Annotated in this window: 12 protein-coding genes; 5 read left to right on the top strand and 7 right to left on the bottom strand. The window is 70.8% G+C overall.

What is annotated here, in order from left to right; translation table 11 throughout:
• Positions 1 to 35: 35 nt before the first annotated feature.
• The 3 genes from M3B01_RS12415 to map all read left to right on the top strand — a co-directional run bounded on the left by M3B01_RS12415 (position 36) and on the right by map (position 2,813).
• A complete protein-coding gene (locus tag M3B01_RS12415; protein WP_259792460.1) occupies positions 36 to 797 on the top strand; it encodes an ABC transporter permease in 762 nt (253 codons plus the stop codon).
• A 130-nt stretch (positions 798 to 927) separates the two neighbouring features.
• Positions 928 to 2,001 (top strand): heme A synthase, encoded by a 1,074-nt coding sequence (locus M3B01_RS12410; RefSeq protein WP_259792459.1) that lies wholly within the window; start codon positions 928 to 930, stop codon positions 1,999 to 2,001.
• A complete protein-coding gene (map, locus tag M3B01_RS12405) occupies positions 1,998 to 2,813 on the top strand; it encodes a type I methionyl aminopeptidase (protein ID WP_259792458.1) in 816 nt (271 codons plus the stop codon). Before M3B01_RS12410 ends, map begins: the two co-directional genes overlap by 4 nt.
• Before the next feature lie 96 nt (positions 2,814 to 2,909).
• On the opposite strand, the gene M3B01_RS12400 is transcribed toward map, so the two are convergent.
• The 6 genes from M3B01_RS12400 to M3B01_RS12375 form a co-directional block, all read right to left on the bottom strand.
• A complete protein-coding gene (locus tag M3B01_RS12400) occupies positions 2,910 to 4,496 on the bottom strand; it encodes an HNH endonuclease signature motif containing protein (protein ID WP_259792457.1) in 1,587 nt (528 codons plus the stop codon).
• Between the two features lie 270 nt (positions 4,497 to 4,766).
• Positions 4,767 to 5,771 carry a phosphotransferase enzyme family protein gene (locus M3B01_RS12395; protein ID WP_259792456.1) on the bottom strand — a complete coding sequence of 335 codons (1,005 nt, stop codon included), beginning with the start codon at positions 5,769 to 5,771 and terminating at the stop codon, positions 4,767 to 4,769.
• A gap of 54 nt (positions 5,772 to 5,825) precedes the next feature.
• Positions 5,826 to 7,781, bottom strand: coding sequence for a 1-deoxy-D-xylulose-5-phosphate synthase (locus M3B01_RS12390; protein WP_259792455.1), 1,956 nt, complete (start codon positions 7,779 to 7,781; stop codon positions 5,826 to 5,828).
• A gap of 308 nt (positions 7,782 to 8,089) precedes the next feature.
• Positions 8,090 to 10,930 (bottom strand): aconitate hydratase, encoded by a 2,841-nt coding sequence (locus M3B01_RS12385; protein WP_259792454.1) that lies wholly within the window; start codon positions 10,928 to 10,930, stop codon positions 8,090 to 8,092.
• Between the two features lie 200 nt (positions 10,931 to 11,130).
• Positions 11,131 to 12,456, bottom strand: a complete 1,326-nt coding sequence (locus tag M3B01_RS12380; protein ID WP_259792453.1) for a class I SAM-dependent RNA methyltransferase — start codon at positions 12,454 to 12,456, stop codon at positions 11,131 to 11,133.
• Entirely contained in the window at positions 12,453 to 14,471 is a 2,019-nt protein-coding gene (locus M3B01_RS12375; protein WP_259792452.1) for an APC family permease, read from the bottom strand. The genes M3B01_RS12380 and M3B01_RS12375 overlap by 4 nt, the downstream gene beginning before the upstream one ends.
• A gap of 91 nt (positions 14,472 to 14,562) precedes the next feature.
• On the opposite strand from M3B01_RS12375, the gene M3B01_RS12370 reads away from it, so the two are divergent.
• Both M3B01_RS12370 and M3B01_RS12365 read left to right on the top strand, forming a co-directional pair.
• Positions 14,563 to 15,270 (top strand): TrkA family potassium uptake protein, encoded by a 708-nt coding sequence (locus tag M3B01_RS12370; RefSeq protein WP_259792450.1) that lies wholly within the window; start codon positions 14,563 to 14,565, stop codon positions 15,268 to 15,270.
• A complete protein-coding gene (locus tag M3B01_RS12365; protein ID WP_259792448.1) occupies positions 15,267 to 15,944 on the top strand; it encodes a TrkA family potassium uptake protein in 678 nt (225 codons plus the stop codon). Before M3B01_RS12370 ends, M3B01_RS12365 begins: the two co-directional genes overlap by 4 nt.
• On the opposite strand, the gene M3B01_RS12360 is transcribed toward M3B01_RS12365, so the two are convergent.
• Complete coding sequence (locus tag M3B01_RS12360; RefSeq protein ID WP_259792462.1) at positions 15,871 to 16,542, bottom strand: DUF3159 domain-containing protein; 672 nt, start codon at positions 16,540 to 16,542, stop codon at positions 15,871 to 15,873. The two genes, M3B01_RS12365 and M3B01_RS12360, sit on opposite strands and share 74 nt — an antisense overlap.
• Between the last annotated feature and the right edge of the window lie 69 nt (positions 16,543 to 16,611).

The raw sequence follows: 16,611 nt of genomic DNA, 5'->3' as shown, positions 1-16,611 counted from the left end.
TTACCGAACAAGGCCGCACTAAGGATGGTGCACCAGTGAGCACCCACGTGACCGCCCCTGCTCCCCCGCTGCGCCGGATCCTCTCGCACGCCGCGCTGGAAGCGCGCATCCTGCTGACCAACGGGGAGCAGATCCTGGTCGCCATCGTGATGCCGGCGCTGGTGCTGATCGGCCTGCGCCTGCTCCCGGTGGGGCGCCTCGAGGACGTCGCCCCCGTCGACACCGCCATGGCCGCCACCCTCGCCACGGCCCTGGTGTCCACCTCCTTCACCTCCCAGGCCATCCAGACCGGCTTCGACCGGCGCAACGGCGTGCTGCGCTGGGTCGCCACCACTCCCCTGGGCCGCGACGGCTACCTGGCCGGCAAGATCCTCGCCACGCTGGGCGTCCACGTGCTGCAGGTCCTGGTGCTGAGCCTGCTGGGGATCGCGCTGGGCTGGCGCCCGGAGGTGGCCGGACTGCTGCTGCTGGTGCCGGTGTGGCTGACCGGGACCGTCGCCTTCGGCTCCCTGGGGATGCTGGTGGCCGGAACGCTGCGCACCGAAGCGGTGCTGGCTGTGTCCAATCTGCTCTTCCTGCTGTTCGTCTCCGTCGGTGGTATCGCGTTCCCCCTGGTCAGCTACCCTCGGATCCTGCGGGGTCTGGTGGATCTGCTGCCCTCGGGCGCCCTCGGCGAGCTGATGCGGGCTGGCCTGGGCGGTGGGCCCCTGCTGGTCGGCTCGTTCCTGGTTCTGCTGGTGTGGGCGGTGGGCGGTGTGCTCGCGGTGATCCGCTGGTTCCGCTGGACGGACAGCTGAGTCCGTTTTCGGCACCGGACCGTCGGGGCCGACTCGTCCTCCGCTCATCCGGATGAGGACTCCGTCGCATTCGACCTCGACGCTGCTGCGCGGGACCGCACGTCCAGACGACATCCTTAGAATCGTCGCCATGTCCTCCCAGCCCGCTGAGACCACCGTGCCGCACCCGTCCGATCCGCTGCCCGAGCAGCACGGCCGGCTCAGCACCCAGCCCGATCCGCGCCTGCCCTCGTGGTCTGCCGCATCTCGCGCACGGATCGCGGCGATCGCCTTCTGGGGGAACCTGATCTGCCAGATGGGGATCATCCTGTCCGGCGGGGCGGTGCGCCTGACGGCAAGCGGGCTGGGCTGCTCCACCTGGCCCAACTGCGAGCCCGGGCAGTTCACCCCGGAGCTCACACTGGAGGCCGGCATCCACCCCTTCGTGGAGTTCGGCAACCGCACCCTCACCGGTGTGCTGGGGGTCTTCGCCATCGCGGTGCTGCTGGTGTCCTGGCGCTGGCTGCGCCACAAGGGCGTGGGCTTCCGGCGCCTGGCCTGGGTTCCGCTGATCGGCACCGCCCTGCAGGCGATCATCGGTGCCTTCGTGGTGCGGCTGGATCTGCACCCGGGGCTGGTGAGCCCCCACTTCCTGATCTCGCCGGTGATCGTCGCGGCCTCCACCGTGCTGGTGGTGCGCCTGTACGAGGGCGACGGCACGGCACGGCGCACGGTGCCCTGGTCGACGGTCGCACTGTACGCCGCGATCGCCGCCCTCGGCTTCACCGTGCTGGTGCTGGGAACCCTGGTCACCGGAACCGGCCCACATTCCGGTGACGACGGGGAGATCACGCGCATCGCCATCGACCCTCGCCTGATCTCCCAGATCCACGCGGCCTCGGTGTGGCTTTTCTGCGCCCTGCTCGCGGTACTGCTGGTGCTCCTGCACCGCGATCCCCGCAGCGCGCAGGCCCGGGTCTCGGCCTGGGCGCTGGTGGCGCTGACCGCGGTCCAGGGTGTGATCGGATACGTCCAGTACTTCACCGGACTGCCCGAGCTGCTGGTGTTCTTCCACCTGCTGGGGGCCGCCCTGTTCGCGGCCGGAATCGCCTGGGTGGGGGCGCGCCTGGTGACCTGGCACAGCGATACGGCACCCGGAGCCGCTGAGGCGGGCCCTGGCCCTGCTGACCGGATCACCGCCGCGGCAGACGGGAGCGCCCGATGATCCGCGGGCGCCGTCGACGCCGCCGGGACTCCACGCTGGAGCTGCCCGCGCTCGAGCAGACCCGCCCCGCAGGCCAGTTCGTGGCCTCGGTGCTGTCGGAGCTCAGCAGCACCGTGGACGTGGGCTGGAACCTGCTGGAGGTGGACGCCCGCGCGCACGAGATGATCCGCGAGGCCGGCGCCACCAGCTGCTACCTCGACTACCACCCCGTCTTCGGGGCATCGCCGTTCGGGTACGTGATCTGCACGTCGGTCAATGACGGGGTGCTGCACGGCCGGCCCCGCGACCAGGTGCTGGCCGACGGCGATCTGGTCTCGCTGGACTTCGCCGTGGAGGTGGAGGGCTGGGTGGCCGACTCCTGCGTGTCCTTCGTGGTGGGCGAGGCCCGGGAGGAGGACCTCCGTCTGATCGCCGACACCGAGTCGGTGATGTGGGCGGGGATCCGTCAGGTGCGGGCCGGCAGCACCGTGGGCGACATCGGCCACGCGGTGATGAACGAGGCTCAACGGCTGGGCTACACGATCAACGAGCAGTTCGGCGGGCACGGCGTGGGCCGGACTATGCACGAGGCGCCCTTCGTGCCGAACAAGGGCGTGCCCGGCAGTGGCGCCGAGCTGGTGGCCGGGCAGCTGATCACCGTCGAGCCGTTCCTGATGCCCACCACCCATGAGCTGGTGGTCGACGAGGTCGACGGCTGGACGCAGCGCTCGGCGGACGGATCCCGCGGCGCCCACGCCGAGCACACCCTGTACGTGACTGACGGCGATCCGATCGTGCTCACCGCGCGGCCGGGTGTGCCGGTGCTTCTGTGAGCGCACAGTTCTTCCGGTGATCCCACCGTTCATCGCGCTTTCCACTGCGGGCACCGCGGATCCCGTCGCCGCCGCCACGTCTCCCATCGGGGCCGATCAGAACGGCTCGAGGTCCTCCACCGGGATCCAGGAGTCAGGGACGAACCACTCCTCCACCACCTGCCATGGCGGATAGGGGAAGTCCTGCTCCCCCGCGCCCTCGGGCTGCCATGGATCCATCGCCCCCTCATCGGGCGGCACCGAGTGCCCCGCACCGCCGGAAACCGATGGCTCAGCGCACAGCTCCTCCCGCAGGCGCGGCGGACGGGACCGATAGCTGTGCCCGCTGGGTGCTGTGAGGATCAGATCACCGCCACCTCCCTCGCCGCTGATCCGAGTGCTCCACCCGGGCAGCTCTGCTACGTGGTTTAGCCGCTCGCACGTCCCGACCCCGTTGGCGGGGGTGGTCTCCCCACCGCGAGCGTACCCGTGCACGTGATGCACGTGGCGTATCGGGGCATCGCACCACGGCCCGCGGCAGCGCTGATCGCGTGCGCTGATGAAGGCGCGTACCTGGCCGGCAAAGACCCGGCGACGGGCGTCGATGGCCGTGAGGTCACCGCTGACCGGATCCGCGTACAGACGACGGATCCACCGCACCGGTGCAGGCGCTGCGCCTGGAGCGGGCCGATGCTGCGCCGCGGAGGGAGCGGCCCCCGCGGCATCGGGATCCCGTAGCTGCGTCTCGGGGAACAGCGCGCCGGTCAGGGCCAGGTTCCGGGCCACCGGGCCGGGGATGGGGTGTCCGTCGATCAGGGCGACGTCGGCTCCGTCCCCCAGGAGTGCGGTGTCGGTCATGAGCAGGTGGATCTCGACGGGGACGACCTCCCCCTCGGCGGTGCCGGTGACCCTCTGCATGAGGGTGTCGGTCATGACGGCGCCGCGCGATCGTTGATCGCCCGTGGCTTTCGCTGCGCTCGCGGCCTGGGCCAGCGCCGCGTAGGTGGCAACGCCCTCATGGGTGGGAAGCAGCGCGGTCAGGCGCATCATTCCCTCCCCCGCTGCGCGCTGGGTGACGGTGCGCTGAGCAGTGTTGCGGCGCACTCTCTCGACAGCGGCCTTGGCGTTCAGCCGATCAGCAACTGCACGGGCAACCCGGCCGGCTCCCCGCGCGGTGAGCTCCGGCAGGCGGGCAGCGATCTCGGCATCCACGGTGGCGCGTTCGTCGTCGTCCAGGACGATGACGGCCCGGGAGACCTCCTCGGCCGCCCAGCCGGAGATCTCTCCGGCCTCCAGCAGCGCGAGGGTACGTGGCAACGACTCCACGAGCACCCGACGCAGGCTGAGCTGGTTCCCGGCGGCAGCCGGGGAGATGCGACGGGCCAGGCCGACCTCGTGCCCGACGCCGCTGCCGGCCTTCGCCGCGGGGAGCCCGGCCTCGCGTTCGGCTCGGACCCGCACATGGCGAAGCTGCACTTCCAATCGGCTCTGAGCAGCATCCAAGGAGTTCTTCATGCGTTCGATCTGGCCGATGGTCTCTACCAGCGCGTGATCGGGAGGGGCCGAGCCGAGCGCAGGAGCGGGTGCTTCGTGCCCTGTGCAGTCACAGGCGAGCTCCACCAGGGCTCTGACTGCTTTGCTCGCCGACGCGGTGACGTTCAGCAGCGGCGACTCGTGCGCCGCGCTCGTGGATGTCCCGTGCACAGCCGCCCCCTCTTCGATCGACGTGGATTCGACCCTCGCGGCGGATCCGACCTTCGCAGTGGATTTCAACTCGCGGTGGATTCGAGCATCTATTCGGTAGGGATGACAGTACCGAGCGCCTCCGACATTCGACACAGCGCAGCTGCGTCTGTGGATGGAGGCATGATGGGGAGGGTCCTGGAGCATCGGACCGGGCGATCGCGCTCCGGGGATGACCATGCCCCAGCGGGTTCCGGGCAGAACGCAGCAGGACGGATCCGGCTGCCGGGGTCAGGGAAGCCGGTACCCGCTCGGATCCCACAGCGCCAACGACCGCAGGTAGCCCCCCTGCACCGGATCCGCCCAGGCCTGTTCATCGTTGTCCTCGAGCACCCAGGTACCCTCCTCCCACCACATGTGGTCCACGGCCGCCGACCACAGCTCGTGCTCGGCCGGCGTGAGCGTCACGTGCTCGCCGTATGAGCGGGCGAACACTTCCCATTCCTCGTGGTTCATCATCCGGGCCGGTGCACCAGGGCACTCGCAGTGGAACAGCACCAGCGCCATCGCCAGGTCGAGCAGCCGAGGCTCCACGCCGCCGTTGTCGGGATCCACGAGTACCGGGCCGGTCGGGGTGAAGACGACGTTGGAAGCCTTGTAGTCCGAGCTGACCCCGGTGCGCGGCAGTTCGGCATCCCGTGCCCTCAGAGCTGGCCAGGAGTGCTCCCACCAGCGATCGGCGAGGGCGGTGAGACCCGCCAGGGCGGCATCGGCCTCCTCGCACGGCAGATGCGCGGTGACGACATCGCGCAGGGTGCCGAGATCGGAGTCGACATCGGCACGCTCGGTGTCCGGATGGGAGTACGCGCGCAGGCCGTCCGTGGGCACCTGCGTCGCGTGAAGGCGTCCCAGCAGGTCACCGGCGGATCGGATCTGCTCGGTGGTCGCGGTGTAGGACTCCCCGTCGATGAACGGGTAGAGCACCCACTGGTTGCCATCCAGCTCGAGGGGCCCGGCCACCGCGCTCACCACAGTGACCCCTGCATCTGCGAGGGCTCGCGTCCACCGGGCCATCGCCTCTGCCCGGGTATCGGTCACCTTGGCCACGACGTGCTCCCCCGTGGACGTCACCGCACGATGGACCCGCGCGAAGCGCGTGAGGCTCATCGGCTCGATGGAGGTGAGCCGGAAGTCACGCTGCAGGGCGAGAAGGTGGCTATCGGAGGTCGGGCCGTTCGGCACGGTCGAGGGGTCCGGCGCAGTCGGACCGTCCGGCGTCGGGGAGATGGAGCTCATGGCACCAGGATGCACGCCCCCGCGCCGTCGGCGCGAGCGGTCTTCACCCCGTTCTCACCCGAGCACGGAGCGTATCGATGCCTCGATCCCCGCCGCGTCCAGGCCGTTCTCCGCCAGGATCGCATCCCTCTTGGCGTGCGGGATGAACTCCTGGATGACCCCGAGGGTGCGCACCGGCGGCATCGGGGTGCCCACCGTGGCGCGCTGTGCGAGCCGCACCGCGAGGGCCGCGCCGATGCCGCGCTCGGCCACGCCGTCCTCCACCGTGACCACCGCACCCACGGAGGCCGCCAGGTCGACGATCGACGAGGACAGCGGCAGGGCCTGCACCGGGTCGAGGACGACCACGTTCGGGCCATCGGCCCCCGCCTGCTCGCGCAGTGATCGCGCCGCCTCGACCGCACGGTGCGCGAGGGCGCCGATGGAGACCACCAGCACGTCGATCGGCAGCTCGGGATCACCGGCCAGCACGTCACCGGCATCGATCCTGGCCGTCGCCGGCAGTTCTGACGGGCAGGCGCCCTTCGGGAAGCGCACCACCGACGGGCCACCGGTGCCCAGGGCCGATGGGAGCGCCTCGGCCAGGCGCTCACCGTCGCGCGGTGCCCATAGAGAGGCGCCCGGCACCTGGGCGGTCACCGCGAGGTCCCAGATGCCGTGGTGGCTGGGGCCGTCGTCACCAGTGACGCCGGCACGGTCCAGGGTGACGGTGACGTCCTCGCCGTGCAGGGCGACGTCCAGCAGCAGCTGGTCGAAGGCGCGGTTGAGGAACGTGGAGTAGAGCGCGAGCACGGGCTTGGCGCCGCCATGGGCGAGGCCGGCGGCGGTGTCCATCGCCAGCTGCTCCGCGATGCCCACGTCAAGCACCCGGCCGGGCAGTTCGCGCTGCATCGGGGTCAGGCCCACGGGGTCCACCATGGCGGCGCTGAGGGCGACCACGCGCCCGTCCGCTCGAGCGGCCTCCAGCACCGCCTCGCCGAAGCATGCGGTCCAGGTGGTCGTAGGGGCGGGGGCCTCGGCCGGCGGGTAGACCTCGGCCTCGGTGGGCGGTTCGATCTCGAAGGGGCCGGTGGCGTGCCAGTGGTCCATGACATCGGCCTCGGCGCGCTCGAATCCGGCGCCCTTGCGGGTGACCACGTGGAGGACCACGCCCGAGGAGGCAGGATCCTCCGCGGCGATGCGCGCCTGGGCGAGGGCCGGCGCCAGGGCGGCATGGTCGTGGCCGTCGATGGGGCCGATGTAGTGCAGGCCCAGGGCGGTGAACAGATCCTCCCCGGCACTCACGGTGCCGTCGCGCAGGTCCTGCAGGTGCCGGGCGAGGCCGCCGACCGTGGGGGCGTAGGAGCGGGTGTTGTCGTTGAGGACCACCACGGTGCGGGTGCCGATGTCGGAGGCCAGCTCGTTGAGCGCCTCCAGCCCCACGCCCCCGGTGAGCGCACCGTCACCGATCACGGCGACAGTGGTGGCCGGATCCCCAGCGAGGCGGCGAGCACGGTCGATTCCATGGGCCCAGGCGATGGAGCCCGAGGCGTGGGAGTTCTCCACCACGTCGTGCTCGGACTCCCCGCGATCCGGGTAGCCCGACACTCCCCCAGCGCTGCGCAGGCCCTCGAGGCCGGCGCGGCCGGTGAGCATCTTGTGCACATAGGCCTGGTGACCGGTGTCGAACACGATCGCCTCTCGCGGGGAGTCGAACTCGCGGTGCAGGGCGATGGTCAGCTCCACCACTCCGAGGTTCGGCCCCAGGTGCCCTCCGGACCGTGAGGTGATCTCCAGCAGGCGCCGACGCAGGGTGCGGGCCAGCGCCGGCAGGACCCCGGGGGGCAGTGCGCGCAGTGCGGCGGGATCACCGGGGATCTCCACGTCGGCCTGCCCCGGCTGTGCGGGATCGCCCGTGGCATCGATGTCCGCCAGCAGCGACCCGGGGACGGCGGAACCCGCGGGCTCGAGGGCCTCGCGGGAGGCAGCGGGCTGTGCATGCACGACGGGATGCTCCTGAGTGGTGGACACGCGGGGATCCTCCTCGATCACGACTGCGGAACGCACACCAGAGTACGACGCGATGACCTGTGATGACGGGAAGCATGGTCACATCTGTGCAGATCTTCACCGGTGGTTCACGACGTATCGGGGAGGTGTGCAACGCCGTGCAGACCAGACGGGAGACGGTGCAGCAAAACACCTCGAGTGCGGCGAAGCGGACCCGCAGACCGCCGACGACCCGGGCGGAGTCTCCTCCGCCCGGGCCGTCGGGCACCGGGTAGATCAGCGGACCATGCGCTCAGCGGATCCCGGGGTCAGCGTGCGAAATGCAGCGATCACGCCTTCACCAGCGAGCGCAGCACGTACTGCAGGATGCCGCCGTTGCGGAAGTAGGCCGCCTCACCGGGGGTGTCGATGCGCAGCACGGCATCGAAGGTCACCTCCGAGCCGTCCTCCTTGGTGGCCTTGACCTGGACCGTCTTCGGGGTGTCGCCGTCGTTCATCGCGGTGACGCCGGTGATGTCGAAGGTCTCGGTGCCGTCGAGCCCAAGGGAGTCAGCGGTCTCGCCCTGGGGGTACTGCAGCGGCAGCACGCCCATGCCGATCAGGTTCGAGCGGTGGATGCGCTCGAAGCTCTCGGTGATCACGGCCTGGACGCCCAGCAGCTTGGTGCCCTTGGCGGCCCAGTCGCGGGAGGAGCCGGAGCCGTACTCCTTGCCTGCCAGGACCACCAGGGGGATGTCCTTCTCGGCGTAGGCCTGGGCGGCGTCGTAGATGAACTCCTGCTCACCGGTCAGGAAGTTCTTCGTGTAGCCGCCCTCCACACCGTCCAGCAGCTGGTTCTTGATGCGGATGTTGGCGAAGGTGCCGCGGATCATCACCTCGTGGTTGCCGCGGCGGGAGCCGTAGGAGTTGAAGTCCTTGCGCTCCACGCCGTGCTCACGCAGGTACCGGCCGGCCGGGGAGTCGGCCTTGATGGAGCCCGCCGGCGAGATGTGATCGGTGGTGGTGGAGTCGCCCAGCTTGACCAGCACGCGGGCGCCGGTGATGTCCTGGACCGGATCCGGCTCGATGCCCATGCCCTCGAAGTACGGGGGCTTGCGCACGTAGGTGGACTCGGGGTCCCACTCGAAGGTGGCGCCCTCCGGGGTCTCCAGGCTCTGCCAGCGCTCGTCGCCGGTGAAGACGTCCTTGTAGTCCTCGGTGAACATCTCCTGCGAGATGTTCTCGGCGATGACCTGCTCCACCTCGGTGGGGCTGGGCCAGATGTCCTTGAGGTAGACCTCGTTGCCCTCCTGGTCCGTGCCCAGCGGGTCGTTCTCGAAGTCGAAGTCCATGGTGCCCGCCAGTGCGTAGGCGATGACCAGCGGCGGGGAGGCCAGGTAGTTCATCTTCACGTCGGGGTTGATCCGGCCCTCGAAGTTGCGGTTGCCCGAGAGCACCGCGGTGACGGCCAGGTCGTTCTCGGCGATCGCGTCGGAGATCTCCGGGGCCAGGGGCCCGGAGTTGCCGATGCAGGTGGTGCAGCCGTAGCCCACCAGGTGGAAGCCCAGCCCCTCCAGTGCCGGCCACAGCCCGGCGCGCGTGTAGTAGTTGGTGACCACCTGGGAACCGGGGGCCATCGACGTCTTCACCCAGGGCTTGGCCTGCAGGCCGCGCTCCAGGGCGTTCCTGGCCAACAGACCCGCGGCCATCATCACCGAGGGGTTCGAGGTGTTGGTGCACGAGGTGATCGAGGCGATCGAGACGATGCCGTGGTCGATCGTGAAGTCGTGGCCCTCCACCTCGGTGGGGCGGGTGGCGCGGCCGCTGACCTGGTGGTGCTCAGCCGGTGCCTGGCCGCCGGAATCGTTGTCGGACTGCGGGGAGGCGGGATCCGAGGCCGGGAAGGAGCCGGACTCGGCCGGGTCGGGGCTGTCGGCACCGCCACCGGCGAGCGCGTCGTCCCCGGTGTAGGAGGGCAGCACCTCGCGGAAGGACTCCTTGGCCTCACTGAGCACGATGCGGTCCTGCGGGCGTTTGGGGCCCGCGATCGAGGGCACCACGGTGGACAGGTCCAGCTCGAGGTACTCGGAGAAGGCCGGCTCCACCGAGGGGTCGTGCCACAGGCCCTGGCGCTTGGCGTAGGCCTCCACCAGCGCCAGCTGCTCCTCGGAACGGCCGGTGAGGCGCAGGTAGTCCAGGGTGACCTGGTCGATGGGGAACATGGCGGCGGTGGAGCCGAACTCGGGGCTCATGTTGCCGATGGTGGCACGGTTGGCGAGCGGCACCTGGGCCACGCCGTCGCCGTAGAACTCCACGAACTTGCCCACCACGCCGTGCTGGCGGAGCATCTCGGTGATGGTCAGCACCACGTCGGTGGCGGTGGCAGCCGGCGGGATCTCCCCGGTGAGCTTGAAGCCCACCACCTTGGGGATGAGCATGGAGACGGGCTGGCCGAGCATCGCGGCCTCGGCCTCGATGCCGCCCACGCCCCAGCCCAGCACGCCCAGCCCGTTGACCATGGTGGTGTGGGAGTCGGTGCCGACGCAGGAGTCCGGGTAGGCGCGCAGCACCCCGTCGGTCTCCCGGGTCATCACGGTGCGGGCCAGGTACTCGATGTTGACCTGGTGGACGATGCCGGTGCCCGGGGGCACCACCTTGAAGTCGTCGAAGGCGGTCTGGCCCCAGCGCAGGAACTGGTAGCGCTCGTTGTTGCGCTCGTACTCCAGCTCGATGTTGCGCTCGAGGGCGTCGATGCGGCCGGCCACGTCGATCATCACGGAGTGGTCGATGACCAGCTCCGCCGGGGCCAGCGGGTTGATGCGCTCGGGATCCCCGCCGAGCTCCTCGACGGCCTCGCGCATGGTGGCCAGGTCCACGACGCAGGGCACGCCGGTGAAGTCCTGCATGATCACGCGGGCCGGGGTGAACTGGATCTCGGTGGAGGGCTCCGCCTCGGGATCCCAGTTCGCGATGGCGCGCACGTGATCGGCGGTGATGTTGGCACCGTCCTCCGTGCGCAGCAGGTTCTCCAGCAGGATCTTGAGGCTGTAGGGCAGCTTCTGGGCGCCGTCGACGGCGTCGAGGGCGTAGATCTCGTAGTCGGTTCCGCCGACCGCGAGCGTCTGCTTCGCGGCGAACGAGTCGATCGTGCTCACAGTGCGATCTCCTTCGGGGTGGGGCGTCTCACCCATCGTAGGTGCGTCGGCGCCGATCCGCGCCCGACATCACGCGCAGTGCGCGCATCGGGCGACGATCCACTGCCCTCACGGGCCATCGGGCGTCCGACTCTCACCGAAAAATTATCTTGACGTCAAGATAAATGGTAGCACGCTGCTCCGCGATTCTGCTCGCCGCGGCAGCGGCGTCGGTCTCGAGGTGGGTGTCGGAGTCCTCAGCGCGTGGATCCGGGCTCCAGCACCGTCACCGATTCGATGTGGTGGGTGTGCGGGAACAGGTCGAAGGCGCGCACGTCCACCACCGACCATCCGGCACGCTCGGCGGCGGCGAGGTCCCGGGCCAGGGTGGACGGCTCGCAGGAGACGTACACGATGCGGCGGCGCACCTTCGCCGTCAGCAGCCCGATCAGCTCCACGCCTGCTCCGCTGCGCGGCGGATCCAGCACCACGCAGTCCACCCCTCCCTTGCGGGCGCGCACCCAGTCGGTGACATCCGCGGTGGCCGCGCTCACCTGGGGCAGGTCCTGGAGGTTCTCCGCCGCCAGGACGGAGGCGCGCCGGTTGCCCTCGACGGTCAGCACCTGCCCGTCGGGGCCCACCTGATCCGCGGCGACGGCCGCGAACAGGCCGACACCGCCGAAGAGGTCCCACGCACTGCCGCCGCGAGGTGCGCGCAGAGCATCGCTGACCACCTCGGAGAGCAGCTCGGCGGCCCGCCGGTGCACCTGCCAGAAGCCGGTCGCGGAGACGGTGAAGAGCCGCTCCCCCACGCGCTCGCGCACGGTGCCGTCCCCGCGCAGCGGGACCAGACCGCGCGCGGTGCGCACGCTCACATCCGCATCACCCCACGCCTGGGGGACCTCGAGCCCTGCCGGATCGAGCTCCCGACCGATCAGCACGACGCTCGCCGGCCCTGCCGACGGCGCCACGGCGTCGACGGCCTCGGTCCCGGGCGGCGCCGTCCAGGCTCCCAGGCCGAGATCTCGGATCGCCTGGGCCGCCAGCGGGTTGTCGCCGACCTCACGCACCTCGTGGGAGCGCCATCCGCGCATGCCCACCCGGCCGTGCTCGTCCACCGCGAAGCGCACCCGGGTGCGCCAGCCCAGGCCGTCCATGTCGTGGGGAGCGGGCTCGACCTGGACGTCCTCGAGCGGGTAGGAGGTCACCCCCGCGCGGCGCAGCAGATCCTGCATGACCTCGGTGGCGATGCGGCGCTGGGCCGGCAGCGCGATGTGGGCCCATTCGGCTCCGCCCACGCCGTCCACACCGGCCTCGGGCCACACGGTGGGCACCCGGTCCAGACCGGCCTCGAGCACGTCCACCGTCTCGGCGCGCCAGAACCGGGCGGAAGCCGCCTCGCTCGGGTCCTCCAGCACTCGAGCGGTCACCGTCTCCCCAGGTGCGGTGCCACGAACGAAGACCACGCGGCCCTCGTGGCGCGCCACGAAGGTCCCGCCGGCCGCCGGAGCGCCGACCGTCAGGGTGAGGTGCCGGGCGGCGCCGGCCTCATCGGCGTGGCGGTGGTCCTGGTCGGGGCTCATCGCGCCCTCCCCCTTCCTCGCAGTGCGGCAGAGCGCACTTCGTCCTGCACCTGGTCGACGGCTTCCTGCGCGCTCCCCAGCTGCCAGGGGACCGTGGCCACGACCACACGGGGCAGGTGCTCGAGGCGGGCCCTCAGCCGCCGCGCGGAGTGGTTGTGCAGCAGTGCCTCCCACCAGTGTCCCACCAGGAACTCCGGGATGTAGACGACCACTTCGTCCCGGGGGCTGCGTGAGAGCAGGTTCATCACGTGGGCGAGGACCGGCGCGCTGAACTGCCGATAGGGCGCGTACAGGACCCGCAGGGGGATCTGCACATCCAGATCGCGCCAGCGATCTGCCACCGCCCGCCAGTCCACGTCCTCGTCGTCGACGATGATCGCCTCGATGGTGGTGGGGCGGGTCGCCGAGGCCACCGCGAGGGCTCTCATGGTGGGGCGGTCCAGGGAGGCCACCAGCACCAGGGCGTGGGACCTGGCCGGCCGCGGCATCGGATCCTCCTGGTCGGTGGGCAGAGCCAACTCGCTGCGCACCCGCTGGTAGTGACGGTGGATGCCGGACATCAGCAGCCACAGCAGCAGCATCGCCGACACCGCCACCCACGCCCCGTGCGGCAGCTTCGTGACCAGGACGATCACCAGCACCAGCGTGACGACCGCGAAGGCGAAGGCGTTCACCGCGCGACGGCGGGCGATCCTTCGGCGCTGAGCCCCGCTGGTGATCACCCGCAGCTGCTTGCTGAAGTGGATCGTCATGCCCAGCTGCGCCAGGGAGAAGGAGACGAACACCCCCACGATGTACATCTGGATCAGCAGGCTCACCCGGGCACCCGTGAGCCACACCAGCAGGATCGACGCCAGGCTCAGGGCCAGGATCCCGTTGGAGTAGGCCAGCCGGTCGCCGCGCTGGCGCAGCTGGCGGGGCAGGTTCCGTGAGCGGGCCAGGGCACAGGCCAGGTTGGGGAAGCCGTTGAACGCCGTGTTGGCGGCCAGGAACAGCACCACCCCGGTGCTGATGAGGACCACGTAGAACAGCGGTGAGCCGCCCCCGAAGACCGCCTGGGCGATCTGGGCGATCACCGGGATCTGCTGGTAGTCCGTCACCTGCGCGCCGTCCCGGGTGAGCTGTGTGGCGGGATCCTCCACGTAGCGCACCCCGGTGGCGCCGGCCAGCACGATGATGCCCAGGATGAACACTGAGGAGATCGCCCCCAGGATCACGAGCGTGGTGGCTGCGTTGCGGGACTTCGGAGGGCGGAACGACGGGACCCCGTTGCCGATCGCCTCCACGCCCGTGAGCGCAGCGCAGCCCGAGGAGAAGGCGCGCAGCACCAGGAGTGCTCCGCCCAGGGCGGTCAGCCCCTGGTCGAAGGCGGCATCCGGCTCGATCTCGTAGCCGGCGCTGGGCGCGCGCCCCAGAGTGCCGGTGAGGGCCTGCACCGCGCCCAGCAGCAGCAGCAGGCCGAGCGATCCCATGAACAGGTACACCGGGATCGCGAGGGTGCGGCCTGACTCGCGCACCCCGCGCAGGTTCACCAGCGTGACCAGGACGATCAGGCCGATCGCGATCCACGTCTCCCAGCCGTGGAGGACGGGCAGGCCGCCGGTGGTGTAGTGCGCGGCCTGCGAGATCGACACGGCCACCGTGAGCACGTAGTCCACCAGCAGGGCGCTGCCGACGACGCGACCTGCCTGCTCGCCGAGGTTGTCCTGCACCACCCGGTAGTCGCCGCCCCCGTCGGGGTACTCCTCGACGTTGTGCCGGTTGGCGGCCACCACCACCGCCATCAGCGCCACCACGGCGAGCGCGACCCAGGGACTGACCGCGTAGGCCGTCATCCCGGCCAGCGCCAGGGTCAGCAGGATCTCGTCCGGCGCGTAGGCGACGGAGCTGAGGGCGTCGGAGGCGAAAGTGGGCAGCGCGAGTCGCTTGGGCAGTCGCTCGCGTGAGAGGTCCTCCGTGGCGAAGGCGCGGCCCAGGAGCGCTCGCTTGATGGTGGAAGTGGTGAGGCCCGGCACGCGGTCAACTGTAAGCCCGCAGGGCCATGGGTCTATCGTGACCCTCGCACGTGCCGCACCGAGCGCCACGGGCGCACCGGAGGAGAGATCGATGCACTTCGTGATCATGGGCTGCGGGCGGGTGGGCGCGATGCTCGCCGCGTCGCTGGTTGATCGGGGCCACACCGTGGCCGTGATCGACCAGGATCCCGCGGCCTTCGCGCGTCTGGGACGCGACTTCGCCGGCGAGAGGGTGGCCGGGTTGGGCTTCGACCGCACCACGCTGGAGCGGGCCCACATCCGTGAGGCGGCCGGCTTCGCCGCCGTGTCCAGCGGGGACAACTCCAACATCATCGCGGCCCGCGTGGTGCGCGAGGAGTTCGGGGTGCGCCGCGTGGTCGCCCGCATCTACGACCCCCACCGGGCGGAGGTGTACGAGCGGCTCGGCATCGCCACGGTGCCCACGGTGCGCTGGGCCGCGGCCCAGGTGATGGGCCGGCTCCTGCCGGGAACCCCTGAGCGTCAGTACCGGGACGTCTCCGGCGCTCTCACCATGATCGCCCTCCAGCCGCACCCGTCGTGGATCGGCACCCCTCTGTCGCACGTGGAGCGCGAGACCGGCTCTCGGGTGGCCCACCTGACCCGCTTCGGTGAGGGCGTGCTCCCGGGTGTCGACGCGCACGTGCAGGACGGCGACCGCCTGCACCTGCTGGTGCCCACCGGTCAGCTCGAGAGAGTGGAGACGCAGCTGGCCCACCAGCGCGACGAGGACGAGGTGCGGGAGAGCTACGACCGGGCACTGCGGGGTGAGCGGGAATGAAGATCGTGATCGTGGGGGCCGGGAGCGTGGGCAGGTCCATCGCCCGCGAGCTGATGGAGAAGGGGCACCGCCTGGTGCTCATCGACCGCAAGGTCACGCCCGAGCGGCGCACCGCGCTGCCGGGGGTGCAGTGGGTGTGCGGGGACGCGGCGGAGCTGGGCGTGCTGCGCGAGGCGGCGATCGAGGAGGCCGACGTCCTGGTGGCCGCCACGGGCGATGACAAGGTGAACCTGGTCGTCTCCCTGCTGGCCAAGACGGAGTTCCTGGTGCCGCGTACGGTGGCGCGCGTCTCCCATCCCGACAACGAGTGGATGTTCGGCCCCATGTGGGGGGTGGACGTGGCGGTGTCGACACCGCGGATGATCACCGCCCTGGTGGAGGAGGCCGTGAGCGTGGGGCGCGTGGTGCGCCTGTTCCAGTTCGCCGGAAGCGACACCCAGATGGTGGAGATCACGCTGCCCGCCTCGAGCCCCGCGGTGGGCCGCACCGTGGGGTCCATGCGCTGGCCGACGGGCTGTGTGCCGGTGGGGATCGTCCGGGACGGCCGGCCGATGGCCCCCACCCCTCACGACGCGCTCGAGAGCGGGGACGAGCTGCTGTTCATTGCCGAGCCGGCGGAGGTGGGGGCGCTGGAGCGCCTGCTGGCTCCGGGTGACGAGCCGCACGACGGCTGAGAAGGGAGCGGTGCATCAGCCACACCAGGTAGGCGATCACCGCGAACGCCGGCAGCCCCATGGCGAGCTTCGCCACCCCCAGCGCGGCCACCTGTCCGGTCAGCAGCAGCGGCACCTGGACGGCGAGCTTGGCGGCGTACAGGCCTGCGAACAGCCACGTGGCCCGGGCGTACACGCGACGGGCATCGCGGTCCTGAGCCCAGTCCTCCACCCGCGGGTCGAGCATCCCGATGAACAGTCCCACCAGGGGGCGGCGGGCGAGCAGGGAGATCAGCAGCACGCCCAGTGCCACCGCGTTGATCACGATCCCCGGTGCGTAGAAGTCGCTGCCCTCGCCGCTGCGGACGGCGAGCACGGCGCCCAGTGCCACGCCCAGCAGCCCGCCCAGCACGGTGGCAGGGCTCTGGCGCTGCACGATCCGTGCGAGCAGCGCCAGCACCACGACGGCCACGGCCGCGACCGCGGAGATCATCACCGATCGGGTGGCCACGTACAGAACGACGAACAGCAGTGTGGGGACGACGGACTCGATCACGCCGCGAGGGCCGCCCACGGCCTCGGCGACGGAGAACTGCTCCTGCTGCAGCAGCGTGCCCACGCCCCGGGAGCGGGCCGGGGACCGCTGAGGGGATGACTGACCTGCGGCCGGTGGTTCGGCAGGGGTGGT

The organism is Brachybacterium sp. p3-SID957, assembly GCF_025144775.1.
Taxonomy (GTDB): domain Bacteria; phylum Actinomycetota; class Actinomycetes; order Actinomycetales; family Dermabacteraceae; genus Brachybacterium; species Brachybacterium epidermidis.
Note: the sequence above shows the minus strand (reverse complement) of the source record. Positions and strands in the feature narration are given on the sequence as shown.

Bases quoted from the DNA above. Each gene is read 5' to 3' on its own strand.
- map (WP_259792458.1), top strand. From the start codon at position 1,998: ATGATCCGCGGGCGCCGTCGACGCCGCCGGGACTCCACGCTGGAGCTG.
- M3B01_RS12370 (WP_259792450.1), top strand. From the start codon at position 14,563: ATGCACTTCGTGATCATGGGCTGCGGGCGGGTGGGCGCGATGCTCGCC.
- M3B01_RS12410 (WP_259792459.1), top strand. From the start codon at position 928: ATGTCCTCCCAGCCCGCTGAGACCACCGTGCCGCACCCGTCCGATCCG.
- M3B01_RS12380 (WP_259792453.1), bottom strand. From the start codon at position 12,456: ATGAGCCCCGACCAGGACCACCGCCACGCCGATGAGGCCGGCGCCGCC.
- M3B01_RS12395 (WP_259792456.1), bottom strand. From the start codon at position 5,771: ATGAGCTCCATCTCCCCGACGCCGGACGGTCCGACTGCGCCGGACCCC.
- M3B01_RS12365 (WP_259792448.1), top strand. From the start codon at position 15,267: ATGAAGATCGTGATCGTGGGGGCCGGGAGCGTGGGCAGGTCCATCGCC.
- M3B01_RS12385 (WP_259792454.1), bottom strand. From the start codon at position 10,930: ATGGGTGAGACGCCCCACCCCGAAGGAGATCGCACTGTGAGCACGATC.